The 26233-nt window shown below is 68.0% G+C and carries 27 protein-coding genes; 17 read left to right on the top strand and 10 right to left on the bottom strand.

Annotated elements, in window-relative coordinates:
- Nucleotides 1-7: 7 nt before the first annotated feature.
- Complete coding sequence (gene madL / locus AC1RWI_RS19475) at nt 8-418, bottom strand: malonate transporter subunit MadL (RefSeq protein ID WP_043343848.1); 411 nt, start codon at nt 416-418, stop codon at nt 8-10.
- A 348-nt stretch (nt 419-766) separates the two neighbouring features.
- Between madL and mdcA the strand changes: the two genes are divergently transcribed.
- The 7 genes from mdcA to mdcH are packed head-to-tail and all read left to right on the top strand — an operon-like array spanning nt 767 to nt 6905.
- Nucleotides 767-2425, top strand: a complete 1659-nt coding sequence (mdcA, locus tag AC1RWI_RS19470) for a malonate decarboxylase subunit alpha (protein WP_043343845.1) — start codon at nt 767-769, stop codon at nt 2423-2425.
- Entirely contained in the window at nt 2425-3330 is a 906-nt protein-coding gene (locus tag AC1RWI_RS19465; RefSeq protein WP_492868090.1) for a triphosphoribosyl-dephospho-CoA synthase, read from the top strand. The genes mdcA and AC1RWI_RS19465 overlap by 1 nt, the downstream gene beginning before the upstream one ends.
- The gene (locus AC1RWI_RS19460) at nt 3330-3644 is read left to right on the top strand and encodes a malonate decarboxylase subunit delta (RefSeq protein ID WP_043343838.1); all 315 of its coding nucleotides are present in this window, start codon (nt 3330-3332) and stop codon (nt 3642-3644) included. Before AC1RWI_RS19465 ends, AC1RWI_RS19460 begins: the two co-directional genes overlap by 1 nt.
- On the top strand, nt 3641-4492 hold the full coding sequence (locus tag AC1RWI_RS19455) for a biotin-independent malonate decarboxylase subunit beta (protein WP_492868088.1): 852 nt from the start codon (nt 3641-3643) through the stop codon (nt 4490-4492). The genes AC1RWI_RS19460 and AC1RWI_RS19455 overlap by 4 nt, the downstream gene beginning before the upstream one ends.
- The gene (mdcE, locus tag AC1RWI_RS19450; protein ID WP_492868086.1) at nt 4489-5307 is read left to right on the top strand and encodes a biotin-independent malonate decarboxylase subunit gamma; all 819 of its coding nucleotides are present in this window, start codon (nt 4489-4491) and stop codon (nt 5305-5307) included. The genes AC1RWI_RS19455 and mdcE overlap by 4 nt, the downstream gene beginning before the upstream one ends.
- Before the next feature lie 24 nt (nt 5308-5331).
- On the top strand, nt 5332-5970 hold the full coding sequence (locus AC1RWI_RS19445) for a malonate decarboxylase holo-ACP synthase (RefSeq protein ID WP_492868084.1): 639 nt from the start codon (nt 5332-5334) through the stop codon (nt 5968-5970).
- Nucleotides 5967-6905: a malonate decarboxylase subunit epsilon gene (gene mdcH, locus AC1RWI_RS19440; RefSeq protein ID WP_492868082.1), complete on the top strand. Its 939-nt coding sequence runs from the start codon at nt 5967-5969 to the stop codon at nt 6903-6905. The genes AC1RWI_RS19445 and mdcH overlap by 4 nt, the downstream gene beginning before the upstream one ends.
- Nucleotides 6906-6914: 9 nt before the next feature.
- Here mdcH and AC1RWI_RS19435 read toward each other — a convergent pair whose 3' ends face one another.
- Entirely contained in the window at nt 6915-7385 is a 471-nt protein-coding gene (locus tag AC1RWI_RS19435; protein ID WP_006158020.1) for an Lrp/AsnC family transcriptional regulator, read from the bottom strand.
- A 163-nt stretch (nt 7386-7548) separates the two neighbouring features.
- Between AC1RWI_RS19435 and AC1RWI_RS19430 the strand changes: the two genes are divergently transcribed.
- Both AC1RWI_RS19430 and AC1RWI_RS19425 read left to right on the top strand, forming a co-directional pair.
- Entirely contained in the window at nt 7549-8460 is a 912-nt protein-coding gene (locus AC1RWI_RS19430; protein WP_492868080.1) for a DMT family transporter, read from the top strand.
- A 141-nt stretch (nt 8461-8601) separates the two neighbouring features.
- Complete coding sequence (locus AC1RWI_RS19425; protein ID WP_492868078.1) at nt 8602-8961, top strand: hypothetical protein; 360 nt, start codon at nt 8602-8604, stop codon at nt 8959-8961.
- Nucleotides 8962-9012: 51 nt separating this feature from the next.
- Here AC1RWI_RS19425 and AC1RWI_RS19420 read toward each other — a convergent pair whose 3' ends face one another.
- The 3 genes from AC1RWI_RS19420 to AC1RWI_RS19410 all read right to left on the bottom strand — a co-directional run bounded on the left by AC1RWI_RS19420 (nt 9013) and on the right by AC1RWI_RS19410 (nt 12498).
- Entirely contained in the window at nt 9013-10044 is a 1032-nt protein-coding gene (locus AC1RWI_RS19420) for a DUF6352 family protein (RefSeq protein WP_043343812.1), read from the bottom strand.
- Between the two features lie 220 nt (nt 10045-10264).
- Nucleotides 10265-11515, bottom strand: a complete 1251-nt coding sequence (locus tag AC1RWI_RS19415) for an aminotransferase-like domain-containing protein (protein ID WP_043343809.1) — start codon at nt 11513-11515, stop codon at nt 10265-10267.
- 26 nt (nt 11516-11541) lie between these two features.
- Nucleotides 11542-12498 (bottom strand): Bug family tripartite tricarboxylate transporter substrate binding protein, encoded by a 957-nt coding sequence (locus tag AC1RWI_RS19410; protein ID WP_492868153.1) that lies wholly within the window; start codon nt 12496-12498, stop codon nt 11542-11544.
- A 263-nt stretch (nt 12499-12761) separates the two neighbouring features.
- Between AC1RWI_RS19410 and AC1RWI_RS19405 the strand changes: the two genes are divergently transcribed.
- Both AC1RWI_RS19405 and AC1RWI_RS19400 read left to right on the top strand, forming a co-directional pair.
- The gene (locus AC1RWI_RS19405) at nt 12762-13721 is read left to right on the top strand and encodes a LysR substrate-binding domain-containing protein (RefSeq protein ID WP_492868075.1); all 960 of its coding nucleotides are present in this window, start codon (nt 12762-12764) and stop codon (nt 13719-13721) included.
- A 117-nt stretch (nt 13722-13838) separates the two neighbouring features.
- Nucleotides 13839-14069 (top strand): hypothetical protein, encoded by a 231-nt coding sequence (locus tag AC1RWI_RS19400; protein WP_492868073.1) that lies wholly within the window; start codon nt 13839-13841, stop codon nt 14067-14069.
- A 326-nt stretch (nt 14070-14395) separates the two neighbouring features.
- Here AC1RWI_RS19400 and AC1RWI_RS19395 read toward each other — a convergent pair whose 3' ends face one another.
- The 3 genes from AC1RWI_RS19395 to AC1RWI_RS19385 all read right to left on the bottom strand — a co-directional run bounded on the left by AC1RWI_RS19395 (nt 14396) and on the right by AC1RWI_RS19385 (nt 16828).
- A complete protein-coding gene (locus tag AC1RWI_RS19395; RefSeq protein WP_183034478.1) occupies nt 14396-14815 on the bottom strand; it encodes a carboxymuconolactone decarboxylase family protein in 420 nt (139 codons plus the stop codon).
- Nucleotides 14816-14875: 60 nt separating this feature from the next.
- Nucleotides 14876-16525, bottom strand: coding sequence for a M20/M25/M40 family metallo-hydrolase (locus AC1RWI_RS19390; protein ID WP_236701966.1), 1650 nt, complete (start codon nt 16523-16525; stop codon nt 14876-14878).
- A gap of 141 nt (nt 16526-16666) precedes the next feature.
- The gene (locus AC1RWI_RS19385; protein WP_158408260.1) at nt 16667-16828 is read right to left on the bottom strand and encodes a hypothetical protein; all 162 of its coding nucleotides are present in this window, start codon (nt 16826-16828) and stop codon (nt 16667-16669) included.
- A 271-nt stretch (nt 16829-17099) separates the two neighbouring features.
- Here AC1RWI_RS19385 and AC1RWI_RS19380 point away from each other — a divergent pair, with 271 nt between their 5' ends.
- Nucleotides 17100-17537 (top strand): universal stress protein, encoded by a 438-nt coding sequence (locus AC1RWI_RS19380; protein ID WP_043343800.1) that lies wholly within the window; start codon nt 17100-17102, stop codon nt 17535-17537.
- 30 nt (nt 17538-17567) lie between these two features.
- Here the strand turns inward: AC1RWI_RS19380 and AC1RWI_RS19375 are convergent, their stop codons facing one another.
- A complete protein-coding gene (locus AC1RWI_RS19375) occupies nt 17568-18629 on the bottom strand; it encodes a serine/threonine protein kinase (RefSeq protein WP_043343798.1) in 1062 nt (353 codons plus the stop codon).
- 33 nt (nt 18630-18662) lie between these two features.
- Nucleotides 18663-20333 carry a DEAD/DEAH box helicase gene (locus AC1RWI_RS19370; RefSeq protein WP_492868069.1) on the bottom strand — a complete coding sequence of 557 codons (1671 nt, stop codon included), beginning with the start codon at nt 20331-20333 and terminating at the stop codon, nt 18663-18665.
- 307 nt (nt 20334-20640) lie between these two features.
- Here AC1RWI_RS19370 and AC1RWI_RS19365 point away from each other — a divergent pair, with 307 nt between their 5' ends.
- From AC1RWI_RS19365 to ybeY, 5 genes are all read left to right on the top strand, one after another.
- Nucleotides 20641-22329: a ClcB-like voltage-gated chloride channel protein gene (locus tag AC1RWI_RS19365; protein ID WP_043343796.1), complete on the top strand. Its 1689-nt coding sequence runs from the start codon at nt 20641-20643 to the stop codon at nt 22327-22329.
- A 124-nt stretch (nt 22330-22453) separates the two neighbouring features.
- Entirely contained in the window at nt 22454-22834 is a 381-nt protein-coding gene (locus AC1RWI_RS19360; RefSeq protein ID WP_492868067.1) for a hypothetical protein, read from the top strand.
- 94 nt (nt 22835-22928) lie between these two features.
- On the top strand, nt 22929-24281 hold the full coding sequence (miaB, locus tag AC1RWI_RS19355; RefSeq protein WP_492868065.1) for a tRNA (N6-isopentenyl adenosine(37)-C2)-methylthiotransferase MiaB: 1353 nt from the start codon (nt 22929-22931) through the stop codon (nt 24279-24281).
- A gap of 40 nt (nt 24282-24321) precedes the next feature.
- On the top strand, nt 24322-25317 hold the full coding sequence (locus AC1RWI_RS19350; RefSeq protein ID WP_043343789.1) for a PhoH family protein: 996 nt from the start codon (nt 24322-24324) through the stop codon (nt 25315-25317).
- Between the two features lie 14 nt (nt 25318-25331).
- Complete coding sequence (ybeY, locus tag AC1RWI_RS19345; protein WP_492868063.1) at nt 25332-26084, top strand: rRNA maturation RNase YbeY; 753 nt, start codon at nt 25332-25334, stop codon at nt 26082-26084.
- Nucleotides 26085-26233: the final 149 nt, after the last annotated feature.

Below are 26233 nucleotides of genomic sequence, written 5' to 3'. Positions count from 1 at the left end.
AGTGTCCTTAGCGCGATGCGTGGCTGGGGGTGGCTTCCGGCGAGGGCAGCGGCGGCAATGGCGCGTGGTCGCCGGTGCGGCTGAGCACCGCGATGCAGCAGGCCGAGACCAGCACCGCGCCGACTGCCGCGATCAAGGCTACCGGCCCGCCGCGCAACGCGGCGACCACGTTCTGCTGCGCCGCCATCGCCACCACCACCGGGATGTACATCGCGCCCCAGAAGCCAACGCCCGCTTCGGTCTCCTTGGGCAGGAGGCCGCGCCCGTGCAGCAAGAGCCGTATCGAGATCAGCAGCAGCATGGCAATGCCGACGCCGCCCACATTGGCCTTGACGCCGATCGCCATGCCAAGCAGTTCCCCAAGGAACAAGCCGATGAGGTGGCAGAGCGCCAGCAAGGCGGTTCCGTAGATGATCATGGTGCTGTCTCCTGTTGGCCCGTCGGCACGGTTGCGCGCGGGCTGGTTCTAGGTTTGATGGATGCAATCTAGGCCAGCCATCGCGCTGCATCAATCAACCCGGCGGGAGAATCGTTAGCGTGGGATTAATGGCGGGACGCCGCCATCCGGCGCACTAGTGACCAGGCCGGCTCTTGCGTGCTTGGTGTGGCGGCGTACTGTGCGCCCCAGGCCGGGGCCAGACGCCTTGCATGTCGGGCCGCCGACACTTACACCTAGAGTAACGATGCCGCGCCGGGCGTCATTGCTTGCGCTGCGCGCGCTGCGTATCTTGGTGCCATTCCTTGCAGCAAGCACACCGGAGACGCGATGCCGAACCCAGCCACGGACCGACAGTGGGACACCCGCCGCAGCGAAAAGCGCCGACGCATGGCACGCGGCGCCGCCTTTGCCAGCGGCCGGGTCGTGCCCACCGCCGACATCGTCCCATTCCTCGAAGCCATCACCGCGCCGGGCGACCGCGTGGTGCTGGAGGGCAACAACCAGAAGCAGGCCGACTTCCTCTCGCGCTCGCTGGCCGAGGTGGACCCGGCCAAGGTCCACGGCCTGCACATGATCATCCCGAGCGTGAGCCGGGTGGAGCATCTCGACCTGTTCGAGCGCGGCATCGCCAGGAAACTGGACTTCGCTTTTGCCGGCGCGCAGAGCCTGCGCATCTCGCAGTTCCTGGAAGATGGCCAGCTTGAGGTCGGCGCCATCCACACCTACATCGAACTGTACGCGCGGCTCTATGTGGACCTGACGCCCAACATCGTGCTGATCGCCGGCTACAAGGCCGACCGCGACGGCAACCTCTACACCGGCGCCAGCACCGAGGACACGCCCGCGCTGGTGGAGGCCGCGACTTTCCGCGACGGCATCGTGGTGGCCCAGGTCAACGAGATCGTGGATGACCCCGCCGGGCTGCCGCGCGTGGATATCCCCGGTTCCTGGATCGACTACGTGGTGCAGGCCGACAAACCCTTCTTCTGCGAGCCGCTGTTCACGCGCGACCCGCGCCTGATCAAGCCGGTGCATGTGCTGATGGCCATGATGGCGATCCGCGGCGTGTACGAGCGCCACCAGGTACAGTCGCTCAACCATGGCATCGGCTTTAACACCGCTGCCATCGAACTGATCCTGCCGACCTATGGCGAGTCGCTCGGCCTCAAGGGCAAGATCTGCAAGTACTGGACGCTCAACCCCCACCCCACGCTGATCCCTGCCATCGAGTCGGGCTGGGTACAGAGCGTGCACAGCTTTGGCAGCGAGCTCGGCATGGAGAACTATGTGGCCGCGCGCCCGGATGTGTTCTTCACCGGCGCGGATGGATCGATGCGCTCCAACCGCGCCTTCTGCCAGCTTGCCGGCCAGTACGCGGTGGACCTGTTCATCGGCTCCACGCTGCAGATCGACGGCGACGGCCACTCCTCCACGGTCACGCGCGGGCGCTTGTCCGGTTTTGGCGGCGCGCCCAACATGGGCCACAACCCGGGCGGCCGGCGTCATCCCACGCCGGCGTGGCTCGACCTGATCGAGACCGACGACCCGCTCGCGCGCGGCCGCAAGCTGGTGGTGCAGATGGTGGAGACCTTCCAGGCTGGCGGCAAGCCGACCTTTGTCGAATCGCTCGATGCGGTGCAGGTAGCCAAGGACAGCGGCATGCCGCTGGCGCCGGTGATGATCTACGGCGACGATGTAACGCACGTGCTGACCGAGGAAGGCATCGCCTATCTCTACAAGGCACGCTCGCTGGAGGAGCGCCGCGCCATGCTGGCGGCTGTGGCCGGGGTGACGCCGATCGGCCTGCGCCACGACACCAGCACCACGCGCCGCATGCGCAGCGATGGCCTGATCGCGCTGCCCGAAGACCTCGGCGTGCAGCGCAGCCAAGCTACGCGCTCGCTGCTGGCGGCCAAGAGCATGGCCGACCTGGTCGACTGGTCCGGCGGGCTGTACGAGCCGCCGGCACGCTTCCGGAGCTGGTGATGGCAAGCCTCGCGTTACCTGCCGGGCACCGTGACGATGCCTTCAACCCCGCCGCCATCGCGCTGGCCGATCTCGCCGTCAAGGCACTGATCGACGAGGCCGCGCTGTCGCCCAAGCCCGGGCTGGTGGATGGCCGCGGCAATGGCGCCCACGCCGACCTCAACCTGGACCTGATGCGCGCCTCGGCGCGCGCGCTGCATCCCGCCTTTGCCGAGATGGCGGCGGCGGGCATGTGCGCGGCGCAGCCCAGCGTGGCGTTGCGCGAGCGGCTCGGTGCGCTGGGCCGCGAAGCGGAGGCCGCGATGATGCGCGCCACCGGCGGCATCAACACGCATCGCGGCGCGATCTGGAGCCTGGGGCTGCTGGTCGGCGCGGCGGGCTTGCACCGGCATGGACATAGCGCGCATGGCATAGCCCGCACCGCGGGCGCCATCGCACGCTTGCCCGACCGGCACCGTCCCGCGCGCACGGGCAACAAGGGCGAACGCGCCTGCATCGACTATGGCGTCGCCGGCGCGCGCGGCCAGGCGCAGGCGGGCTTTCCGCATGTGCTGCGCGCTGGCCTGCCCGAGCTGATGCGCAGCCGGGCGCGCGGCGACGCCGAGCCCAGCGCGCGCGTGAATGCATTGCTGGCGATCATGCAGCGGCTCGACGACACCTGCGTGCTGGCCCGCGCCGGCCGCGAAGGGCTGGCGCTGATGCAGCAAGGTGCGAGCCGGGTGCTGGCAGCGGGCGGCATCGGCACGCTGGCCGGCCGCCGCCTGCTGCGCCAGCTCGAAGGCGGCATGCTGGCCTGCAACGCCTCTCCCGGCGGCGCTGCGGACCTGCTCGCCGCCACTTTCTTCCTGGACCGGCTGCCACCCGCAGCGCGGCCGGCCAATGCCCCCGTGCAAGGAGACAAATAATGGAACAGCTTCAGTTCGAATATCCCGCCGGCGCGCCGGCAAGCCAGCGCGTGCTGGTTGGCGTGGTCGGCTCCGGCGATCTCGAAGTCATGGTGGAGCCCGGCACGCCCGGCACCACGCTGGTTCATGTCACCACGTCGGTGGACGGCTACGGCAAGGTCTGGGACGCGCAGCTCTCGCGCGTGTTCAGCGCCGAGCCGCGCGCCGCGATGCGCATCCGCATCCATGATTTCGGCGCCACGCCGGGCGTGGTGGGCATGCGGCTGGCGCAAGCGTTCGAAGCGCTCGGCGGCGATGGCAAGGAGCAAGCATGAACCACGCATCGCTGCTGAACCGCGAGAGCTTCGTCGAGCTCGGCGCGCGCGCCCGCGTGCATGCGCTGCTCGATCCCGGCACCTTGCGCGAACTCGCCGGCCCCTTCGACCAGCTGGTCTCGCCGTGGCTCGAGCGCCAGGGCGTGGTGCCGCAGGCGGATGACGGCGTGGTGGTGGCCAAGGGCCGCATCGACGGCCATCCTGCGGTGGTCCTCGCCATCGAAGGCGCGTTCCAGGGCGGCAGCCTGGGCGAAGTGGGCGGCGCCAAGATCGCCGGCGCGCTGGAGCTGGCGGCGCAGGACAACCGGCACGGCGTGCCCACACGCGCGGTGATCCTGTTCGAGACCGGCGGCGTGCGGCTGCAGGAGGCCAACCTGGGACTGGCAGCCATCGCTGAGATCCACGCGGGCATCGTCGACCTGCGCCGCTACCAGCCAGTGGTGGGCGTGATCGCCGGCACCGTGGGCTGCTTCGGCGGCATGTCGATCGCGGCCGGCCTGTGCAGCTGCCTGGTGGTGACGCGCGAAGCTCGCCTCGGCCTGAACGGGCCGGCGGTGATCGAGCAGGAAGCGGGCATTGCCGAATACGATTCGCGTGACCGGCCCTTTATCTGGAGCTTTACCGGGGGCGAGCAACGCATTGCCACGGGCCTGGCGGATCGCTACGTGGAGGATGACAGCGATGCCATCCGCACCACGGTGCGCGAGGTCCTGGCACAAGGCGTGCCGGCCGTGCACCGCAGCGAGCGCTACGCGCATTACCTGCAACGCCTGGCCGAATACGATCCGGCGCGCCAGCCGGAGCCGCAAACCGTCCGCACCATCTACACACACGGAGCAACGCCATGAGTTCAGCAAACACGCAGGGCCGCGGCGAGGCCTGGCTCGCCGCGCTGACGCGCAACGCTGCGCGCCGCCCCGGCTATCCCGCCACCGTGCAGGTAGCCGACGCCGAACTGGCCGGCCAGCCGGCACGCTTTATCGCCGTGGTGCCCGACCCCACCAACGCCTACCCGCGCGTGCGCGACGGCGAAGTCGGCCTGCTCGAAGGCTGGTCGCTGGCGCGCGCCGTGCACGAGATCGTGCAGGCCGACCGCGGTGCCGCCATCAAGCGGCCCATCGTGGCCATCGTCGATACGCCCAGCCAGGCTTATGGACGGCGCGAGGAAGCCTTCGGCATTCATCAGTCGCTGGCGGGCGCGGCCGATGCCTACGCCACGGCGCGGCTGCAAGGGCATCCGGTGATCGCGCTGCTGGTCGGGCGCGCCATGTCGGGGGCCTTCCTCGCGCACGGCTACCAGGCCAACCGCCTGATCGCGCTGAGTGATGCCGGCGTGCAGGTACACGCCATGGGCAAGCAGGCCGCCGCGCGCATCACCATGCGCAGCGTGGAGGACCTGGAGAGCTTCGCCGCCACCGTGCCGCCAATGGCGTATGACATTGGCAACTACGCCACGCTGGGCCTGCTGTGCAAGCGGGTCAGCGTCAACCACGCGGCGCTGCCCGACGAGGCCGATCTCGATACCGTGCATGGCGCGCTGCAAGCCGCGCTGACGGATATCCAGGCGGATCCGCAACGGGATCTGCGCAGCCGCCTGGGTGGAGAAAACCGCCAGGCTTCCAGCCGTGTGCGCGAAGTGCTCGCGCAGCAGTGGCAGGACTGAGCCATTGCACGACCGGCGCATGAGATGACCACAAGCACGCTCCTGCCGCATGACCTGCTGTGGCTCACGGACGCACCAGGCTTCGCCCGTGCCAATGCGCTGCCGCAGTGGGCCAGTGCCGACTGGCTCGCGCAAGCCCCGCTGGTGGTGCGGCGCGATGGCGCCATCGATGGCCGCATCCCGGTCGGGCTGCGCGGCACCACGCGCGCGCAGCGCCACGCAGCGTGGCTGCCCGCCGCGCAGGTAGCGCGCGTGGTCACGCCGGGCATGCTCGCGCGGCAGGCACGTTGGCGGGATCATCCGCGCCGCGCCGCATTGCCTGCGCTCGCCGCGCTGGCGCGCATCGCGCCAGCGCTGGATGCTGCGCAGGTGGACTGGGGCGTGACCGGCAGCGTCGGCTTTACGCTGGCCAGCAGCATCGACGTGCTGCACGCGGGCAGCGACCTGGACCTGCTGGTTACGGCGAGCGCGCCGCTTTCGGCCGAACTGGCCCACACCCTGGCTGCCTTGCTCGACGATGCGCAAGCGCGCATCGACATCCAGGTGGCCACGCCGTTTGGCGCATTCGCGCTGCGCGAGCGCGTGCGCACCGGCGGCCGAGTGTTGCTCAAAACGGCGACTGGCCCTGTCATGAGCCAGGACCCTTGGCAGCCGCAGCCATGAGCACACTATTCACCTTTCCGGGGCAAGGCGCCCAGCGCCCCGGCATGCTGCATGCGCTGCCCGACCACCCTGCCGTGCGCGCGACCGTAAGCGAGACCAGCGAAGTGCTCGGGCGCGATGTGCTGGCGCTGGACAGCGCGGCCGAGCTCGCGTCCACCGTGGCCGTGCAGTTGTGCCTGTTGACCGCTGGCGTGGCGATGGCGCGCTGCCTGCTTGCCGAAGGCGCCAAACCCGATGCCGTGGCCGGCCTGTCGATCGGCGCCTTCCCGGCGGCGGTCTGCGCAGGCGTGCTGGACCATGCCGATGCGGCGAGGCTGGTGGCGCTGCGCGCAAGGCTGATGGAGCAGGCATATCCGAGCGGCTATGGCATGACGGCGATCCTCGGCATGGAGCAGGGCCCGCTGGAACGCATCATCGCGCAGGTGCACGGACCGGCGTCGCCGGTCTACCTGGCCAATCTCAACGCGCCCGCCCAGTTCGTGATTGCCGGCGCCGCGACGGCCATGGCGCGGGTTGCGGAGCTGGCGCTGGACAGTGGCGCGCACGCGGCCAAACCCATTGCGATCAGCGTGCCCTCGCACTGCGCGCTGCTCGACGGCGCGGCAACCAGGCTCGCGCGCGCGTTCGAGGGTGTGCGCATCAACCGCCCGCGCCTGCGCTACTTCAGTGCTAGCGCGGCACGCGAGCTGCGCGATCCGGCGCGCATCGCCGCCGACCTGGCGCGCAACCTTGCCGTGCCGGTACGCTGGCACGAGGCCATGCTGCTGGCGCGCGAATGCGGCGTGCGCCTGGCGGTGGAATTGCCACCCGGCAATGTGCTGACGCGGCTGGCCGCGCCGCTGCTGCCGGACGGCATCGCCGTGGCCTGCGCCGACACGCGCATCGACAGCGTGGTGGCGCTCACGGCGCGCGAAGCGCTGCGGGCGGCGTCCTGAACCGGGCCATCAGCCCAGCGGCAACGCCGTGCTGTACAGGACCTGCTTGAGCGCAAAGCTGGAGCGGATGCTGGACACGCCGGGAATGCGCGTGATCTGGTCGATGATCAGCCGCTCCAGCGCTTCCACATCGGCCACCACCACGCGCAGCAGGTAGTCCGCATCGCCCGACATCAGGTAGCACTCCATCACCTGCGGCAGCGTGGTGATGCGCCGCTCGAAGGCATCCAGGGTTTCGCGGCGCTGCTTGTCCAGCGAGATCTGGATAAACACCACCACCTTCAGGCCGAGCCGGCGCGCGTCCAGCAGCGTGACACGGCGCGAGATCACGCCTTGCTTTTCCAGCTGCTTGACCCGCGCCAGGCAGGGCGAGGGCGACAGGCTGACGCGGCTGGCCAGTTCCACGTTGGTCAGGCTGGCGTCTCGCTGCAACTCGTTGAGAATCCGGATATCCGTGGCGTCCAGGTCGATGTCCAGCACGTTGCGCTCCTGTTTATTCGTATAGCAGCATTCTATGCCGCAACGACACGCATTTGCAGCCGCCTTCGGTTTTTGCTGCGGCGCAATAAACCGTAGACTTTCCAGCCTCCCCCTTCCCAGCTCGTGGCGGCGGGACAAACTGTTCAAAGCGTCGAGTCGAAGCATGCAAGCACAACAAGGATGGCGCCGGTTTATTCCCCTCGCCTGCGCCGTGGCGATCTGGGGCGGCAACTGGCCGGTCATGAAGCTGGGCCTGACCCACGTCAGCCCACTCTGGTTTGCCGCAGCGCGCTTCGTCTCGGCCGCCGCCATCAGCTTCCTGGTGCTGGGCGCGTTTCGCCGGCTGCGCCTGCCCACGCGGCAGGAATGGCCGCTGGTGATCGGCGTGGGCCTGCTGCAGATGGCGGCCTTCACCGCGCTGGCGCTGTGGGCGCTGCAGTACGTGCCGCCGGGGCGGGCCTCGGTGATCGCCTATGCCACCTCGGTGTGGGTGATTCCGCTGTCGTCGCTGGTGCTCAAGGAGCGGCTATCGCGCCCGCAGTGGATCGCCACCGGCCTGAGCTATGCCGGCATCGCGCTGATGATCGCCCCGGCCGTGCGGGACTGGCAGTTGCATACCGCCGTGGGCCTGGTGATGCTGCTCGGCGCGTCGCTGGCCTGGTCGCTCAGCATCATCCAGCTGCGCGCCAACCGCACGGTGCGCCTGGGCGCGGACATGATCCCGTGGGAAACCGTCGTGGCCTCGGTGCCGCTGGTGGTGCTGGCACTGCTGCGTGACGGCGCGCCCCACTTCCTCGAAGTGCCGCAGATCTGGCCGCTGCTGTTCTACACCGGACCGCTGGCCACCGCGCTGACCTTTATCGTGGTGCTCAACATGACGCAGGCCTTGCCGCCTGCAGCCACCTCGATCGCCATGCTGTGCGTGCCGCTGATCGGGCTGGTGGTCTCGGCGGTGGCGTTCCAGGAGCGGATCTCGGCGGATCTGTCGGCCGGGCTGGCGCTGATCGCGCTGGGGGTGGCAACGTCGGCGCTGGCGCCGTGGCTGGGACGGCGGCTGCAATGGCGCGGCGCCTGATGCTTGTCGCCATACCACACGCAAGGATGCTTTGGAAATTAAGCATCAAACGTTACAAGAAGACACAGTTGTATTACCCCGCTAATACCTGACATCGGCGCGCCGATCTACAGTGGAGCCAATCACTAACCGGAGCCACCCGTGCGGAAATTTGCCACCCTTTGCGCCATTGCTGCTGTTGCAGGCCTTGCTTCCGGCGCCGCATCTGCCCGCGTGGATGTGGACATCGGCATCGGCTTGCCCGGCCCGGTGTTTGTCGCGCCGGCTCCGGTCTACCAGCCAGCCCCCGTGTACCAGGCCGCGCCAGTCTATGAACCGGCCCCGGTGTATGTGCAACCGCAGCCGGTGGTAGTGGCGGGCCCTGGTTACTATGGCCCCGGCTACTACGGCCCCGGTGTGCGCGAACGCGAATGGCGCGAGCGGCAGTGGCGTGAACGCGATCGGCGCGAGCGTGATTGGCACGAACATGACCATGACCGCGACCGCGAATGGCGCCGTTGATGGCGCGGACGTGGCTCCTCCTGCTGGCCGTGGTGCTGCTGCGGCCAGCGGCTACGAGATCGAGGCCAGAGGCAGGTTCAGCAGCAGATTCTGCGGCTTCACCTTGAGGATCCCGGCCTCGCTCATCGCCGCCGCCAGGTAGACGGGCCGGCCAGCCACATCCGGGCGCACCACGGATGGATCGGCAAAATCCAGCCGGAACAGCGACAAGATGCGCCGCTGCCGCACCGGCTCCAGTTCCACACCGCGATACAGGTCATTGAGCAACAGCGTGGCCTGCGCGTCCAGCCCGATATGCCAGGCCCATTGCCGGTCCTCGATCGCGGAGAGCGGCATCACCGTCACCTCCACCCCGAAGAAATGCCGCACCCAACGCGCGAGCACGCGGCTGAACGCCGCCAGCGCCGCACTGCCGCTGGCAAAGCGGATCACCGTGTCGTGGCGTTCGCTGCGTCCCCAGTAAGCCTGCGCGTTATCGCGATCCAGCACATCCAGTTCCACCTTGCGCGCCGGGACCTGCGCTTCGGCCAGCATGCGGCCTAGCTCGCCGTAGACACTGCCCGACGCGTGCAGCTCGACGGTGGCGGTATCGGCCAGCATCACCCCGCCTTCCTGCAGCGACACCTTCTGTGCGCGGGAGAACAACTCCGCGGCGCGCCACTCCATCGGATCCGGCTTGTCACTGTCATGCAGGATGCCGTGCACGATCAGGTGCGCGAGCTGGTCGATAAACACCGGTGGCACGCTGACGTTGCCCTCGCGGAAGATATCCAGATAGGCCGCCTCGATGGTCGGCGCGGCAAGCAGGCGCTCGCGCATGGCCAGCACCACGGCGTAGTTGTCGCGGGCATCGGGGTCTTGCAAGGCGGCGAGCTCGCTGGCTGGCACGGCCCGCCGTGGCTCGGCGATCAACGCCGCATGCAGCGCTCGCTCGGCGTCGCACGATTCGTCCACCGGCGCCACCTCCGGGCGGCGCCACCACATCCGCAGCAGGTGGTCGCCGGCCAGCAACTGGCCGTCGCCGTCGCGCGCGGCGGGGTCGAAGCCGGAATGGGGCCAGCGCTCGGGGGCGGAGTCAACCATGGTGGGGTAGCAAACAAGGGGGAGCCTCAGTATCCCATAGGGCGCGGTGCTCTCCGAGCGGGCGGTAGTTAGCCCAGCGATTCACGACGAGTTCGGCCGAGCCTGAAGTGCTGATCAATCGCTGTGAGATTCGCCGTGGAAATGCACCCGATGAACAGCTCGGCGCTGGCCATCCCGCGCGTGCAATACGGCAGGTTGCGCAACCATGCCATTGCCCGCGTCAGCCGGCTGTGGCCGCCTGCCCCGCGCCGCCCCGGCTGGCCACTACCGCCTGCCGCAAACGCGCCACGCCTTGCACGATCTGCGCATCGGACGCGGTGGCGAACGATAGCCGCAGCGCGGGCGAGCGCTGCCCGTCCACGCCAAAACTGGCGCCCGGCACATACATCACGCGCGCCGCGATGGCGTGCGGCAACAGGCTGGCCGCGTCGGCCACGCCGTCGATCTCGCACCACAGGAACATGCCGCCTTGCGGGATTTCGCAGCGCAGCGCAGGGCCGAAAGCATCGGCCAGGGCCCGCACCATCAGGTCGCGCTTGTGACGGTAGAGGTCGATGATGCGCGCGGTCTGGCGGGGCAGCAGCCCATCCTCCAGGCAGCTTGCCATGGCGAGCTGCAGCCACGGCGAGGTGCACAGATCGCAGACTTGCTTGGCGATCACCGCGCGCCGCAGGATTTCGGCGGGCCCGGCCATCCAGCCCAGGCGCAGCCCGGGCGCCATGGTCTTGGAGAAGCTGCCGAGGTAGATCACCCACGGTGTCAGCGCGGGATCCTGCGCGGCCAGCGACAGCAGCGAGGGCAGCGGCTCGCCGTCAAAGCGCAGGCTGCCGTAGGGATCGTCTTCCACCACCACGATGCGGTGCTGCGCGGCGAGCGCGAGCACGGCGCGGCGGCGCGCCAGCGCCAGCGTGCGCCCGCTCGGATTGGCGAAGGTAGGCACCAGGTAGAGCAGGCGCGGCCGTTCGGCGTCGGGGCAATCCGCCAGCATGGCGGCAAGGGCCTGCACGCACAGCCCGTCCTGATCGGAAGGGATGGCGCGCACGGCGGCGCCGGCCAGCCGCAGCGCCTGCACGGCGGCGGGATAGGTCGGCGTTTCCACCCACACCGGCGTGCCCGGCGCGACAAAGGCCCGCACCAGCAGGTCGAAGCCTTGCTGCGAGCCCGAAGTCACCACGACCTGCTCCGGCGGCAACGGCGCGCCGCGCTCCCCCATCAGCGCGGACAATGCCTGGCGCAGCGCCGGCATGCCCTCGGTCGGCCCGTACTGCAGGCATTGCGCGGAATTGGTGGCCATGGCCTTGGACGCGGCATCCTGCAGCGCGGCGGCATCGAAGCTGGCTGGCGAGGGGTAGCCGCCCGCGAACGAGATCATGTCCGGCAGGCTCATGTAGGGAAACAGCTCGCGAATGGGCGAGCCTTGCGGCTCCCGCATGGCCGGCGCGAACGCGTACGGATGGACTGGCGTGCTCATGAGAGGCTCGGTGTGGGATCAATCGATCAGTCGACGGTGGCGCCAGAGAGCTTGACGATTTCGCCCCACTTGCGGCGATCGTTGCGCACCAGTTCGGCGAATGCTTCCGGCGAGTTCGGCGCCAGCTCGGCGCCCTGCTCGCGCAGCTTGGCCTGGATGGCGGGATCGCTGGTGGCGCGTGCCAGGTCGCGGCTGATCTTCTGTGCAATCGCGGCGGGCAGGCCCTTGGGCGCAAACAGCCCGAACCACGGGCTGGCATCGAAGCCTTCAACCGGCCCGGCCGCCGCCACCGTGGGCACATTGGGCAGCGCCGCCGAACGGGCCGCGGAGGTAACCGCCAGCGCCTTGAGCTTGCCGGCACGGACGAACTGGATCGATGCGGGCAAATTATCGAACATCACGTCGACGCTGCCGCCCATCAGGTCGGCCAGCGCCGGGCTGCTGCCCTTGTAGGCAACGTGGCTCATCTGCGTGCCGGTCATGCGCTGGAACAACTCGCCCGCCAGATGGGTCGACGTGCCGTTGCCGGCCGAGGCCATGTTGACCTTGGCGGGATTGGCCTTGAGGTAGGTGATGAACTCCGCCAGCGTGGTCACGCGGGCGCGCTCGGCAAATGCCGGCGAGATCACCACGACATTGGGCACCTTGGCCACGAGCGAAACGGGCACGAAGTCCGCCGCAGCGTCGTAGGGCAGCTTCTTGTACAGCGTGGGATTGATGCCAAACTCGCCGACCGAGCCCATCAGCAGCGTGTAGCCATCCGCCGGCGACTTGGCCGCCGCGCCGGTGCCAACGATGCCGCCGGCGCCAGGACGATTGTCCACCAGCACCGGCTGCTTCCACATCACGGTGAGCTGGTCGCCGATCATGCGCGCGACCATGTCGGTGGTGCCGCCGGCCGGATACGGCACGATGATGCGGACCGGCTTGTTAGGGAAGTCGTCCGCACTGGCCGTGGCCGCGGTCACGGCCAGCAAACCCATTGAAATGCCGCAATGGCCGATGATGCGAAGCAGTCGATTCATGCCGGTCTCCTCGTTTCCTTATTGGTTGTGATGTCCCGTCTCTGGTCTCTTGGGGGGCGGGGAACGCCGGAAGGCCCATAGGCAACATTCCGGGAGTTCGGCATTTTTAGTCATCAACTTTTTTACATCAAGCGAGATTTACGCATAGGATGATGACTTTCATGCATCAACCTGGGCTGCCAGTGAGATGCCCAAGTCAACCGCCCCTTGCCACTCGCCCCATGAGCGCCTCCCGCATTCCCAGCCTCAGCAGCCTGCGCGCCTTCGAAGCCGCGGCCCGCCACCAGAACCTGCGCCGGGCCGCGGCGGAACTCTGCCTGAGCGAGAGCGCCGTCTCGCGCCAGATCGCCACACTGGAAAGCCAGCTCGGCGTGGCGCTGTTCCACCGCGCCAACCAGCGCGTCAGCCTGACGCCGGCCGGATCGCTCTACGGCTACCAGGTACGGGAAAGCCTGCAAAAGCTGCAGCGCGACACCCTGGACATCATGGCGCACGAGGGCGCGGGCGGTATCGTGGAACTGGCCTGCGTGCCGACCCTGGCGGTGGAATGGCTGATCCCCCGCTTGCCCGCGTTCTACGCGCAACATCCGCAGGTGGTGGTCAACTTCAGCGCACAAGCGGATGTGTTCCTGTTCGACGGCACACCATACGACGCTGCCATCCACTACGGCGAAGCCAACTATCCGGGCGGCCGCGCCGACCCGCTGTTCGATGAAGAATCGGTGCCGATCTGCCATCCGGAGCTGTTTGCCGGCGAGGGGCCGGTCAGCGCCCAGCGGATCGCGCAGGCGCCCTTGCTGCACCTGTCGACGCGCCGGCTGGACTGGAAGAACTGGATGGAGGCGGCCGGCGTGGGCGACGTCAACGCCATGCGCGGCACGCGCTACGACCACCACAGCATGGTGATCAGCGCCGCCCGCGCCAAGCTGGGCGTGGGCCTGGTGCCGCGCTTCCTGGTGGAGGAGTACCTGGCGCTGGGCCTGCTGGCGATGCCGGTGGCGCGGGCCATGCGCTCGCAGCGCGCCTACTACCTGGTGGCGCCGGACTCGCGGCCAATGAGCGATGCGATGTCGCGCCTGCGGACCTGGCTGCTGGCGGCGGCGCAGGATTTTGCTGCGCGGCAGGCCTCCGGGCGGGCCCCGGGGCTTGCACGGGACGCACGGGACGCACGGGATAATTAATCAGAAAATTTGAACATCGAATACGATACAAGGGCCCTTATCGATCTCGCGCCGGATCTATCCTTTGTCACATGGAGACGGAACATGTTCTCCCAATTTCAACAAGGCAGATAGATCATGAGAATTACCACCGCCCGCCTGTTCTTCGCTGCCGCCATCGCTGGCACCGCCCTGCTCTCCCTGAACTCCGCCTTTGCCGCGGACGCCCGCGGCACCCATGCCGGCGACAACTACGGCTACGTGCACCGCTCGGCCGACGCCTACACCGATGGCGCGCGCAAGGTCGACGCGTTCAGCGACGGCGCCCGCACGGTCAAGCACGACTATCCGTTCGGTTTCTCCGTGTGAGCATCCAGCAAGCGCCGCGCAGACAGCACGGGAAGCACAGACAGCACGGATAGCAGGAACACATCATGACCATCAAAGACACCGCCCTGATCCTCGCCGGATGGATCGCCGCCTGCCTGGGCAGCGGCTACCTCGTGACTTTCGCCGCGCAGGCGCTGCAGCGCTAGAGGCCATTTCAAGGAAATTCTGGCGTCGTTGCACGGCATTGCCGTACCACTTGTACTGCCTGCGGCCGCGCGCCTATCTCAGGGATGGCACGAATGCCAGCCTGGGGGAACGCCCCTATCTCTCTGCCCCAAGCCTGTCCCGCGCCGGCTACCGCCGGCTCAGCCCTTCACGTTGGCGGCCTCCAGCACTTCGGCCAGCTTGCGCCCCGCGTCCAGCGCCGCCGGAAAGCCACAGTACACCGCGCTGTGCACCACCAGTTCACGCAATTCCTGCGGCGTCACGCCGTTGGCCAGGGCGCCGCGCAGATGGCCGGTCAGTTCCTGCGGCCGGTTGAGCGCGATCAGCATCGATACCGTGGCCAGGCTGCGCTGCTTGCGATCCAGGCCGTCACGCGTCCACACCGTGCCCCAGGCGAACTCCGTCACCAGTTGCTGCAGGCCAACGTCGCCCTGCTGTTGCGCGGCGTCGAACGCGCGCTGCACGTATTGTTCGCCCATGACTTCCGAACGTACCTGCCGACCGGCTTCGAAGGCCGGCGTTTGCGCGTAAGCGGCGGGATCTTGCCTGGCTTGCGTCATCTTGCTATCTCCTGTGATGGCATGGGTCGGGCAGGCGCGGCGCGCCTGCGGCGTTGCGCCTTACTTGAACGGTGTCTGCAGAATGCCCATCACGGTACGGATGCCATCGCGGTAGTTGCCCAGCCGCATGTTCTCGTCGTAGCTGTGCTGGTTGTTGTCCGCATTGACCAGCGGCACGATCACGAACGGCGCCTGCAGCGCCTGCACCGCCGCGCCGGTCGGCACGGTGCCGCCCATCATGCGGATCTGCACCGGCGCCTTGCCGTAGGACTGCTGCATGGCCTGTGTGAGCCACTGGCTGATCGGCGCCGACAGGTCCGTGCGCGCGGCGGAGCTGGAGGCCGAGACCTCGCCCGCGGTGACCGCGGCAAGCTTGGGATAGCGCGCGCGTTCCTCGTCGGTGGGCTCACCCTTGACCAGGTGGTAGCCCTGTTTTTCCACGTGCTGCCTGACGAGGGCGAACAGGGATTGCGGGCTGGTCTCCGGCACGGTGCGGATATCGATATCGGCCACCGCCACTTCCGGAATGATGGTGCGGGCCTTCTCGCCCACGTCGCCGGCGGCCATGCCGCGCACGTTCAGCGTGGGGTACTGCATGGCCTCCTGGTAGTTGGCCCCAACCCGCTCGGCGCGCGCGATGCCCAGGCGGCGGCGCAGCGCGGCCTCGTCGTCGGGCACGGCGGCCATGATGCGGCGCGCGCGTTCATCGATCTTCACCGGCTTGTAGTAGCCGGCAATGGTGACGCGGCCGTCGTCGTCCTTCATGGTGGCAAGCAGGTTCGCCAGCCGCTGCGCGGGGTTGGCGGCATAGTTGCCATAGTGGCCGCTGTGCAGGCCCTGGCTGGCGCCGAATACCTTGAGCTGTACCAGCAGCACGCCGCGGTTGCCGAAGATCAGCGTGGGCTGGTTGCTCTGGTGCATGGGGCCATCGAAGATCACCATGCCGTCATTGCGCAGCAGCGCCAGGTTGTCCGCGATCACCTTGCCCAGCGACGGCGAGCCCTTCTCTTCCTCGGAATCCAGCAGCACCTTGATATCGACCGCAGGCTCCACCCCGGCGGCCTTGAGCGCATCCATGGCGGCCAGGAACATCACGATGGGGCCCTTGTCGTCCGACGACGAACGCCCGAACACGCGCCACTCGGGATCGACCTGGCCGGCATAGAGTTTGTCCAGCGGCAGCGTTTCCCACTTGCCATCGGCGCTGCGCGCCTTGAGCGTAGCCCCCCACGGGCTGGGCTGCGCCCATTGCGACGGCGTCACCGACTGGCCGTCGAAATGCATGTAGAACAGCACGGTCTTGCGCGGGCCAGCGCTTTGCTGCGTGCTGGCGGGATACTCGGCGTAGACCATCGGCTTGCCGTTATTGGGCAGCTCGCGCGCCTGGAAGCCACGCCGGGCGAAAGCCTTGACCAGCCAGTCCGCGTTCTTCTGGATATCCGCCGGCACGGTGGCGTCGTTGGGCAGCGCCAGCAATTCGACCCATTCGCGGTAACTGCGCGCCGCGGCCTGGTCGGCCTGCTGCTGTAGCTGCACGCGGTCGAGCGTGGCGGCATGCGCGCCAGCGGCCAGCAGCACGGCGCCGAGGGTGCCGCACACGGTCGCGCGGACAGCGCTGCGCAAGGGGAACTTGAAGATGCAGGAATGGGTATGCAGGGGGGCGCGATGCGGCGCGCTGGCTGGCGCGCGGGCGCGGGAACGTAGTCTCATGGCTCTTGTTGGATAGGAAAGTGCATGTCGACGGATACGACGGGCGGGCCGCAAGACAGCCGCGCGGCCCGGCACCCGGCAGTCTGAACCGCTACATGCAACTTGTCCACGCACGGCGCCCCTGGCGGCGCGCAGGCCCCTTCAGGGACCCTGCTCGTCGGGCGACTGCGAAAAGCCCTCCTCGCGGCGCGCAATGGCACTGGCCAGCCCGAATTCCATGGCAAAAAGCAGGATCAGCGCGAGCATGGCCAGCGCGCCGATCGCCAACCGATAGTAGATCCACATGACGGCAAGCCGGAACATCCGACAGAGTTGTCCTATCTGCAGCGTAGATTTCCCCGCATCAAAAAGGCGCCGAGATGCCACGGCACGGTGCAAAGAAACCGTCAAAACGGGAAATTGGAAGGCTCGTGGAAGGCTCGTGGAAGGCGCCGGCGATTGCGCCCGACTTGATCTGGATCCAGGCAAGGTTGCCCGCAGGATGCCATGATCACTGTAGTGGCCGCCCCCGAGCCACCCCGGCGGGGGGTTGCCATGCCGACAACGATCACAGCCAATACAGGAGATAGCCGCCATGACCAACATCGTGCTCGCCACCGACGGTTCGCCCTTTTCCGACGCAGCCGCCAGCTTCATCGCCGAAGGCAAACTGCTGCAAAGCGGCTTTACCGTGCATGTGGTCCATGTGACGCCCGATGTCACCGGACAGGTACGCGCCTTCGTCAGCAAGGAAACCATCGATGCCTGGCATCAGGAAGAAAGCGGTAAGGCCATGCAGTCCGTGGCCGACATCCTCGGCGCCGCGGGCGTCGCCTTCGAGCAACACGCGCTGCACGGCTTTGCGCCGGAACGCATCGTCGCCTACGCCGCCAGCGTGGATGCGCGCGGCATCGTCATGGGCACGCACGGCCGCGGCTCGTTCTTCGATGCGGTGATTGGTTCGGTGGCGGGACGGGTGCTGGCGCACGCCCCGTGCCCGGTAGTCCTGGTCAAGGCCCCGGGCAAGAAGTAAGGCAGCCGGCCTGGGCTGGCCGGTGCCAGGTCAGACCGGCCAGAGCGGCGGCTCGTCCATCAGCGCGACCTGCTCGCGCAGTTCGAGAATGCGGTCCTGCCAGTAGCGGGCAGTCCCAAACCACGGGAATGCCGCCGGAAAGGCCGGATCGCGCCAGCGGCTGGCCAGCCAGGCGCTGTAATGCAGCAGGCGCAGCGTGCGCAGCGCCTCGATCAGGTAAAGCTCACGCGGCTGGAATTCCGCGAAATCCTCATAGCCGGCCAGGATGTCGGCCATCTGGCCCTGCTGGGCGGCGCGGTCGCCTTCCAGCAGCATCCACAGATCCTGCACCGCCGGCCCCATGCGGCTATCGTCGAAATCGACAAAGTGTGGCCCGGGCGGGCGCGAACCCGCATGTGACTCCTCGATCCACAGCACATTGCCGCGATGACAATCGCCATGCAGGCGCAGCTGCGCGACGTCGCCCGCGCGCTCGAAGCAGCGGCGAGCGCCATCCACGGCGAGATCGGCAACCGCCTGCCAGGCCGGGCGCAGTTCGGGGGGAATACAGTCTTGCGCCAGCAGCCAGTCGCGCGGGGCCACCCCGAAGGTGTCCACGTCGATGGCAGGTCGCGCCTGGTAAGGATGCGTGGCGCCGAGCGCATGGATGCGGCCGATGAAACGGCCAAGCCAGGTCAGCGTATCGGCACGATCCAGCTCCGGCTCGCGCCCCCCGCAGCGGGGAAACACCGCGAAGCGAAAACCCGCATGCGCCAGCAGCGTGGCGCCGTCGCGCGCGATGGCCGGCACCGCCGGAATCTCGGCGTCGGCCAGTTGCCGCACGAAAGCATGCTCTTCCAGGATGGCGGCGTCGCTCCAGCGCCCCGGGCGGTAGAACTTGACCACCACCGGCGCGCTGCCTTCGATCCCCACCTGCCAGACCCGGTTCTCATAGCTATTGAGCGCCAGCAGGCGGCCATCCGGCTCGAAACCGGCGGCCTCCATCGCATCCAGCATCAGGTCCGGCGTGAGGCGGGCGTAGGGCACGCCATCGCCGTCGGTGGACGTGCCACCGTCGCCGGGCACCTGAAGGTCAAACCCTGAACTGGACATTACGCGTGGCAGCCGTTGGGGAAGGTTGTGGAGTTAGCGCGTGGGCTTGGCGCGCTGGCCGCCCAGCAGCGCGGCTTGCGGCGCCGGACGGCGGCCGCGTGCCGGATCCTGTCCGGTGCGCGGCTGCGCGGCATGGGTGTTGACACCGGCGCGGTTGCCGTTGACATCGCCATTGCGATCGCGGTTGCCATTGCCATTGCCATTGCCAGCGGCACGGTTGCCATTGGCCTCGCCGGTGCGGTTGCCATTGGCCTGACCGTTGCGCGGGTTGCCTTGCCCGGCCGAAGCCGGCCGGCCGCTGCCCTGCGCAGGGCGCTGGCCCGGTGCCTGTGGCGCGCGGCGCTGGCCTTGCCCATCGGCCGCGGCCGGAGCCTGGCCGCGGCCTTGCGGCGCGCGTGCCGGACGTTGCTGGCGCTCGCCGGCGTCCGCTGCCGGTGCGCGGCCGCGCGGCTGGCCGCCGGCGGGAGCCTGGCCGCGGCCACGGCCACCACCATTGCCCTGGCCCTGGCCACGTGCCTGCCGACCCTTCTGGATCGGCTCGGCCGGAATGCTCGGATCGACCTCGAAGCCCGGCAAGATGGTTTGCTCGATCTGGCGCTTGATCAGCCGCTCGATATCGCGCATCAGCGAGATTTCATCCACGCAGACCAGCGAGATCGCCTCACCCTCGGCACCGGCGCGGCCGGTACGGCCGATACGGTGCACGTAGTCTTCGGGCACGTTGGGCAGGTCGTAGTTGACCACGTGGGGCAGTTGGTCGATGTCGATGCCGCGCGCGGCGATATCGGTCGCCACCAGCAGGCGCAGCGTGCCGGCCTTGAACTCGGTCAGCGCGCGCGTGCGGGCCGACTGGCTCTTGTTGCCGTGGATCGCCAATGCCGACAGGCCGTCCTTGTCGAGCTGCTCAGCCAGGCGGTTGGCGCCATGCTTGGTGCGGGTGAACACCAGCACCTGGTGCCAGTCGTTCTCGCGCACCAGGTGGGCCAGCAGTTCGCGCTTGCGCTCGCGGTCCACCGGGTAGACGCGCTGTGCCACGGTTTCGGCCGTGGTATTGCGGCGCGCCACTTCGATGGAGGCGGGGTTGTCCAGCAGGCGGTCGGCCAGGCCACGGATCTCGTCGGAGAAGGTGGCCGAGAACAGCAGGTTCTGGCGCTTCGGCGGCAAGACGTTGAGGATCTTGCGGATGTCGTGGATGAAGCCCATGTCGAGCATGCGGTCGGCTTCGTCCAGCACCAGCATTTCCACGTGCGCCAGGTCGATGGTGCGCTGGGACAGGTGATCGAGCAGGCGGCCGGGCGTGGCCACCACGATATCGACACCGCGCTTGAGCTGTTCGATCTGCGGGTTGATGCCCACGCCGCCGAACATCACCATGGAGCGCAGCTTGAGGTACTTGCCGTAGTTACGGACGCTTTCTTCCACCTGCGCCGCCAGTTCGCGGGTCGGGGTCAGGACCAGTGCGCGCACCGGCAGGCGCTGTCCACGCGCGGGTTCGCGGCCGGCCGAGGACTCGGACAGCAGTTGCAGCAGCGGCAGCGTGAAGCCGGCCGTCTTGCCGGTGCCGGTCTGCGCGCCGGCAAGCAGGTCGCCCCCTTTCAGGATGGCGGGAATCGCCTGCGCTTGAATCGGAGTCGGCGTGGTATAGCCCTGTTCGGCCACGGCACGCATAAGCTTGTCGGACAAGCCAAGTTCGGAAAAAGACATGAATTGACGCTTCGGCCGCCCTTTGCGCATGTGGTGCGCCAATCGCGGGGGCGACGTGAGTGAGAAAACCGAAAACCGGAAATACCGACCGGCGAAGCGAGGCGACTGCCCCCGCTTCTTTAGGAGGAAAGACCGCTAGTGTACCAGCCTGGCGCTTTCACGCGCGCGCTGCGCCCCGAGGGACGCGCGCGCCGCTGCGCTATGATGGCGGCCATCCCCCGCCTGGCCCCTGCCTGGGTGAGCCCACGCACCGCGCGGGCGCGCGCCAGCCCGGCCCAGCCCATCCCAGCCCCCGGATGCCGACACGATGCGGTTCAGGTTTATCGAAGACCAGGAAGTCACCCTCTTTACTGCCATCCCGGTAGGGATTGCCGCGGCCATCGTCACCACCCTGTTCAAGGAGGCGCTGGACGCCAGCGGCTATGTGATGTTTGGCACGCATGCCGATATCGTCATGGTATTCGCAGGCCTCGCCTTGATCTGGCGGGTGGCGATCCCGACGCTTGGCGGCGTGATCGCGGGCTTGCTGCTGACGGCGGCAGCCAAGCTCAACGCCGCGCAGCCAGGCGTCTCCGACTATATGGAAGCGGTTGCCAGCGGCACCGGGCGCCTGCCGGTGCGCATCACCTTGCTGCGCGCGCTGTCTTCGTTTTGCTCCATCGTCACCGGCAGCTCGGTGGGCAAGGAAGGCGCGATGATCCAGCTCGCGGCCCTGTGCGGATCGGTGTTTCCGTCCGCGCGCGGTGGCTGCGGGCCGGACGGCGACACCAACCTGCGGCGCATGCTCACGGCTTGCGCGGCCGCCGCCGGGCTGGCCTCGGTGTACCACACGCCGCTATCGGCGGCGGTCTTCGTGGCCGAGGTGGTCTTCGGCGCAGTGGCAGTGCAGCGCCTGATGCCGCTGTTCCTGGCTTCCGTGGCGGGCACGGTGGTCAGCCAGTTACATGGTGGCCTGCAGCCGCTCTATCCCGGCCTGAGCGTGCCCGCCGACCTGCTGCATCCGCCCATGCTGCTGGCGGCGGTCTTGCTCGGCGTGCTCGCCGGCGTGTCCGGCGCCCTTTTCATGCGCGCCTCCAGCCTGGCCAAGGGTGCCTTTGCCCGGGTGCCGGGCGGCCTGGTGCCGCGCCTGGCGCTGGGCGGTGCGATGGTGGGCGTGTTGGCGATCTGGGTGCCCGAGGTGGTCGGCAACGGCTATTACACCATCCAGTCGATCCTGCAGGCGCACCCCTTGAGCGTATCGCTGGCGGCGGTGTTGCTGGCCAAGCTGCTGGCCACCGTGCTCAGCATGGGCTCGGGCGCGGTGGGCGGCGTGTTCACGCCTTCGCTGTTCGTCGGCGCGGCGCTCGGGCAGCTGCTGGCTCCCGCCGTGCCGGGCGGCAGCGGCGCGCCGCTGCTGCCGCTGGTGGGCATGGCAGCCTTCCTGGCCGCCACCAGCCAGGCGCCGCTGATGTCGGTGCTGATGGTGTTCGAGATGACGCTGGCCCCGGCGCTGCTGCTGCCGGGCATGATCGGCGCGGCTGCGGCCTACTACACCGCATCGCGCTGCCAGACCTTGTCCTTGTACAGCGTGGTGGCAGAGCGCTCCCAGGCATCCGCCGCAGCGGAACGCGCGCGGGCGCGGACGCTGGCCGGGCTGTGCGACGCCACCGACACCGTCATCGGCCCCGAGGCCACGCTGGAGCAGGCCAGCGACAAGTTCGCCGAGACCGGCACGCGCTATCTTTATGTGGTTGGCCCGGATGGCTGCCTGCTGGGCGCGCTGTCGATCCATGCGGTGCATCGCGCACTGCGCGAGCGGCCGCACGTGGGCCTGCTGACACTGTGCGAACGCGATTTCCCCACCCTGACGCCGGAGTCGCGGCTGCCCGACGCGCTGCGGCTGTTCACCCATCACGCGCTCAACCGGATCCCGCTGATCCGCGACACGGCCGGGCGCGAGCTGATGGGCACGGTCTCCAAGCAGCGTGTGCTGCAGGAAGCATCCGGGCTGTTCTAGCGCCGCGCGGCCGGCGGGCGACCGGGTAGAATACTAGGTTGCCCGGCCCGCGCCACCGGGGAGAAGACCCGAATCGCTTTCGTTTTCCGCTTTCGTTTTCCGAACCGTTTCTGCCGGAGCCTCCATGCCAGCCAACCGTGCCGCGCGTCCCGCCCTTTTCGCTTTGGTCCGGGCCACCTTGCTAGCTGCATCGCTTGTTTTGCCTGCCGCGCTGCTGCCGCCAACGGCGTATGCGCAGCAGGCGTTGCGCGTGATCCCCGCGGACGCCGCCAAGGCCAAGCTGGTGCTCGCCGCGCAGTCGCCCAGCGCGCCGCAGTCGGCCACGCTGGACGGCAAGACCGTTGGCGTGGCGCCGGGCCTGCGGCTGTTTGGCACGGACAACCAGCTGCTGCCCATCGGGGCGGTGGCCGGCCAGAAGCTGCCGGTGCGGTTCAAGCTCGACCTCTACGGCCAGTTGCTGACGGCCTGGGTGCTGACCGAGCAGGAACAAAAAGCAGCGCAATAGTCGTAGTCCGGGGCGCGGCGGCGCGCCGAGGCCCGGATGTCTTTCGTCCCCATGAAACCCTGATGCCCCCAGGTCAACCACTGAGATCGGCACCATGAAAAAAGTCTTCGTCAAAACCTACGGCTGTCAGATGAACGAGTACGACTCGGACAAGATGGTCGATATGCTCCATGCCACCCAGGGCATGGAGAAGACAGACACGCTGGAAGAAGCGGACGTCGTCCTCTTCAACACCTGCTCCGTGCGCGAGAAGGCGCAAGAGAAGGTGTTCTCCGAACTGGGCCGCCTGAAGGCGCTCAAGGCCGTCAAGCCGGACCTGGTGATCGGCGTGGGCGGCTGCGTGGCGAGCCAGGAAGGCGCCGCCATCGTCAAGCGTGCGCCCTATGTCGACGTGGTGTTCGGCCCGCAGACGCTGCACCGCCTGCCTGACATGATCAACCGCCGCCAGCAGACCGGCCACTCGCAGGTGGACATTTCCTTTCCCGAAATCGAAAAATTCGACCACCTGCCGCCGGCACGCGTGGATGGCCCGAGCGCCTTTGTCTCCATCATGGAAGGCTGCTCCAAGTACTGCAGCTACTGCGTGGTGCCCTATACCCGTGGCGAGGAAGTCTCCCGCCCGTTCGAGGACGTACAGGCGGAAGTCGCCGGGCTGGCCGGGCAAGGCGTGCGCGAAGTCACGTTGCTGGGCCAGAACGTCAACGCGTATCGCGGCGCCATGGGCGGCACCAGCGAGATCGCCGACTTCGCGCTGCTGATCGAATACGTGGCCGAGATCCCCGGCATCGAGCGCATCCGCTACACCACCAGCCACCCGAAGGAATTCACGCCGCGCCTGATCGAGATGTACGAGCGCTGCCCGAAGCTGGTCAACCACCTGCACCTGCCGGTGCAGCACGCTTCAGACCGCATCCTGATGGCGATGAAGCGCGGCTACAGCGTGCTGGAATACAAGAGCATCATCCGCAAGTTGCGCGCGCTGCGCCCGGACATGTCGCTGTCATCCGACTTCATCATCGGCTTCCCCGGCGAGACCGAGGCGGACTTCGACAAGCTGATGGCGATGATCGAGGAGATCGGCTACGACACTTCGTTCTCGTTTATCTTCAGCCCGCGCCCCGGCACGCCGGCGGCCAACCTGGCCGACGACACGCCGCACGAGGTCAAGCTACGGCGCCTGCAGCATCTGCAGGCCACCATCGAGGAAAACGTGCAGCGCATCAGCAAAGGCATGGTCGGCTCGGTGCAGCGCATCCTGGTGGAAGGCCCGGCACGCAAGGATCCGACCGAACTGCACGGCCGCACCGAGAACAACCGCGTGGTGAACTTCGCGCTGCCCGGCGTGCCCCAGGCCAGGCGCGACCGCATGGTCGGCGAAATGGTGGACGTGGCCATTACCGAAGCCTTCCCGCATTCGCTGCGCGGCGAAATCGTCGTGCGCCAGTAACCCGCGCCCGATGCAGCCTGATGCAGCCACTCGTACCCAGATGAAAATCCCTTCAGCCGAATTCGTCGCCCCCAAGGACGACAACGCCCGCCTGCAGAACCTGTGCGGGCCGCTTGACGAGAACCTGCGCCAGATCGAGCAAGCGCTCGACGTCACCATCCAGCGCCGCGGCCATCGCATGACCGTGCGCGGCGCCTACGCCCGCGACGCCGCGGCGGCCCTTGAGCGCTTCTACAACAACGCCCGCACCGCGCTGTCGATCGACGACGTGCAGCTCGGCCTGGTCGAGGCGCGCCAGGTCGCCGCGCACGGCGGCTATGTGCCCGACGGCGCAAGCGCGGATACCGGAAGCGACGATGACGAATCCCCCGTGCTGCATACGCGCCGCGCGGGCCTGCACGGGCGCACGCCCATGCAGCGCGACTACCTGCGCAACGTGCTGGCGCACGACCTGACTCTGGGCATCGGCCCGGCCGGCACCGGCAAGACCTACCTGGCGGTGGCCTGCGCCGTGGACGCGCTCGAGCGCGACTCGGTCAAGCGCATCGTGCTGACGCGACCGGCGGTGGAAGCCGGCGAGCGCCTGGGCTTCCTGCCCGGCGACCTGGCGCAGAAGATCGATCCTTACCTGCGGCCGCTGTACGACGCGCTCTACGACCTGCTCGGCTTCGACCGCACGCAGAAAATGTTCGAGCGCCAGATGATCGAGGTCGCGCCGCTGGCCTACATGCGCGGGCGCACGCTGAACCACGCCTTCATCATCCTGGACGAGGCGCAGAACACCACGCCCGAGCAGATGAAGATGTTCCTGACCCGGATCGGCTTTGGCTCCAAGGCGGTCATCACCGGCGACACCACCCAGATCGACCTGCCACGCGGGCAGAAGAGCGGGCTGGTGGAAGCCCAGCACGTGCTGCGTGAAGTGCGCGGCGTGGCCATGACCCGCTTTACCAGCACCGACGTAGTGCGACACCCGCTGGTGGCGCGCATCGTCGATGCCTATGACGAATATCACGCTCAACATCGAGACGCTTGATCAACCGCCCAATCGTGAACACAAAATCCTCCTCCCCCGCCAGCCTGATCCTGTTCGACGCCGAAGGCCGTGCGCGCAAGACCCAGGCACACGCCCTGCGCGTGCAGCTGCCTGACGGCCGCAGCATCACCGTGGACCTGTCGCAAGCCGCCGACGGCGTAGTCGCGCTGCTGGCCGAGCACACCGACGACCGCCAGCAGGCCGGCCTGCTGGTACGCCCGGACAACCACGACGCCTTGTCGGTCGCCGTTACCGCCACGCCTACGGTCACCACCACCGGCACCCCCGCCACACCGCCATCCCTGGAGCTGGCACTGCAATATGGCGAAGGCATCAAGGGACAGCGCGGCCTGCCGACCCAGCGCAAGGTCCAGACCTGGGCCAAGTCAGCGCTGTACGCCGATGCGACGCTGACCATCCGCTTCGTCGGCGAGGAAGAAGGCCGCAGCCTGAACCGCAGCTACCGCGGCAAGGACTACGCGACCAATGTGCTGACCTTCGCCTATGCCGAGCACGAGTCCGACCCGGTCAGCGGCGACATCGTCCTGTGCTGCCCGGTCGTGGAGCAGGAAGCCCGCGAGCAGAAAAAGTCGCTTGAAGCGCACTACGCACACCTGATCGTGCACGGCGTCCTGCATGCGCAAGGCTACGAGCACGAGGAAGATGGCGAAGCGGAAGAGATGGAAGCCATCGAGACGGAAACGCTGCAAGCGCTGGGCTTCCCGGATCCTTATCTGGTGGACGGCAACGTCAAGATCAAAGACTAGGTGTAGCTGTGTGACCTGCAGCCGGGTGGAGCCATACTGACTTCTAACCTGCGACTTCAAGGTCAGAAGCTGAAAGTCAAAGGCAGTTTCACCTCCCCTGCGGGGAGGCGACCTACTTTCTTGTCTCGCCAAGAAAGTAGGCAAAGAAG

It is taken from the genome of Cupriavidus sp. MPR-AND1C, assembly GCF_058809705.1.
Note: the sequence above shows the minus strand (reverse complement) of the source record. Positions and strands in the feature narration are given on the sequence as shown.

Excerpts from the sequence above, each read along its gene's own strand:
- madL (WP_043343848.1), bottom strand. The coding sequence starts at position 418 with ATGATCATCTACGGAACCGCCTTGCTGGCGCTCTGCCACCTCATCGGC.
- mdcA (WP_043343845.1), top strand. The coding sequence starts at position 767 with ATGCCGAACCCAGCCACGGACCGACAGTGGGACACCCGCCGCAGCGAA.
- AC1RWI_RS19465 (WP_492868090.1), top strand. The coding sequence starts at position 2,425 with ATGGCAAGCCTCGCGTTACCTGCCGGGCACCGTGACGATGCCTTCAAC.
- AC1RWI_RS19460 (WP_043343838.1), top strand. The coding sequence starts at position 3,330 with ATGGAACAGCTTCAGTTCGAATATCCCGCCGGCGCGCCGGCAAGCCAG.
- AC1RWI_RS19455 (WP_492868088.1), top strand. The coding sequence starts at position 3,641 with ATGAACCACGCATCGCTGCTGAACCGCGAGAGCTTCGTCGAGCTCGGC.
- mdcE (WP_492868086.1), top strand. The coding sequence starts at position 4,489 with ATGAGTTCAGCAAACACGCAGGGCCGCGGCGAGGCCTGGCTCGCCGCG.
- AC1RWI_RS19445 (WP_492868084.1), top strand. The coding sequence starts at position 5,332 with ATGACCACAAGCACGCTCCTGCCGCATGACCTGCTGTGGCTCACGGAC.
- mdcH (WP_492868082.1), top strand. The coding sequence starts at position 5,967 with ATGAGCACACTATTCACCTTTCCGGGGCAAGGCGCCCAGCGCCCCGGC.
- AC1RWI_RS19430 (WP_492868080.1), top strand. The coding sequence starts at position 7,549 with ATGCAAGCACAACAAGGATGGCGCCGGTTTATTCCCCTCGCCTGCGCC.
- AC1RWI_RS19420 (WP_043343812.1), bottom strand. The coding sequence starts at position 10,044 with ATGGTTGACTCCGCCCCCGAGCGCTGGCCCCATTCCGGCTTCGACCCC.
- AC1RWI_RS19415 (WP_043343809.1), bottom strand. The coding sequence starts at position 11,515 with ATGAGCACGCCAGTCCATCCGTACGCGTTCGCGCCGGCCATGCGGGAG.
- AC1RWI_RS19410 (WP_492868153.1), bottom strand. The coding sequence starts at position 12,498 with ATGGGTTTGCTGGCCGTGACCGCGGCCACGGCCAGTGCGGACGACTTC.
- AC1RWI_RS19405 (WP_492868075.1), top strand. The coding sequence starts at position 12,762 with ATGAGCGCCTCCCGCATTCCCAGCCTCAGCAGCCTGCGCGCCTTCGAA.
- AC1RWI_RS19400 (WP_492868073.1), top strand. The coding sequence starts at position 13,839 with ATGAGAATTACCACCGCCCGCCTGTTCTTCGCTGCCGCCATCGCTGGC.
- AC1RWI_RS19395 (WP_183034478.1), bottom strand. The coding sequence starts at position 14,815 with ATGACGCAAGCCAGGCAAGATCCCGCCGCTTACGCGCAAACGCCGGCC.
- AC1RWI_RS19390 (WP_236701966.1), bottom strand. The coding sequence starts at position 16,525 with ATGAGACTACGTTCCCGCGCCCGCGCGCCAGCCAGCGCGCCGCATCGC.
- AC1RWI_RS19385 (WP_158408260.1), bottom strand. The coding sequence starts at position 16,828 with ATGTTCCGGCTTGCCGTCATGTGGATCTACTATCGGTTGGCGATCGGC.
- AC1RWI_RS19380 (WP_043343800.1), top strand. The coding sequence starts at position 17,100 with ATGACCAACATCGTGCTCGCCACCGACGGTTCGCCCTTTTCCGACGCA.
- AC1RWI_RS19375 (WP_043343798.1), bottom strand. The coding sequence starts at position 18,629 with ATGTCCAGTTCAGGGTTTGACCTTCAGGTGCCCGGCGACGGTGGCACG.
- AC1RWI_RS19370 (WP_492868069.1), bottom strand. The coding sequence starts at position 20,333 with ATGTCTTTTTCCGAACTTGGCTTGTCCGACAAGCTTATGCGTGCCGTG.
- AC1RWI_RS19365 (WP_043343796.1), top strand. The coding sequence starts at position 20,641 with ATGCGGTTCAGGTTTATCGAAGACCAGGAAGTCACCCTCTTTACTGCC.
- AC1RWI_RS19360 (WP_492868067.1), top strand. The coding sequence starts at position 22,454 with ATGCCAGCCAACCGTGCCGCGCGTCCCGCCCTTTTCGCTTTGGTCCGG.
- miaB (WP_492868065.1), top strand. The coding sequence starts at position 22,929 with ATGAAAAAAGTCTTCGTCAAAACCTACGGCTGTCAGATGAACGAGTAC.
- AC1RWI_RS19350 (WP_043343789.1), top strand. The coding sequence starts at position 24,322 with ATGAAAATCCCTTCAGCCGAATTCGTCGCCCCCAAGGACGACAACGCC.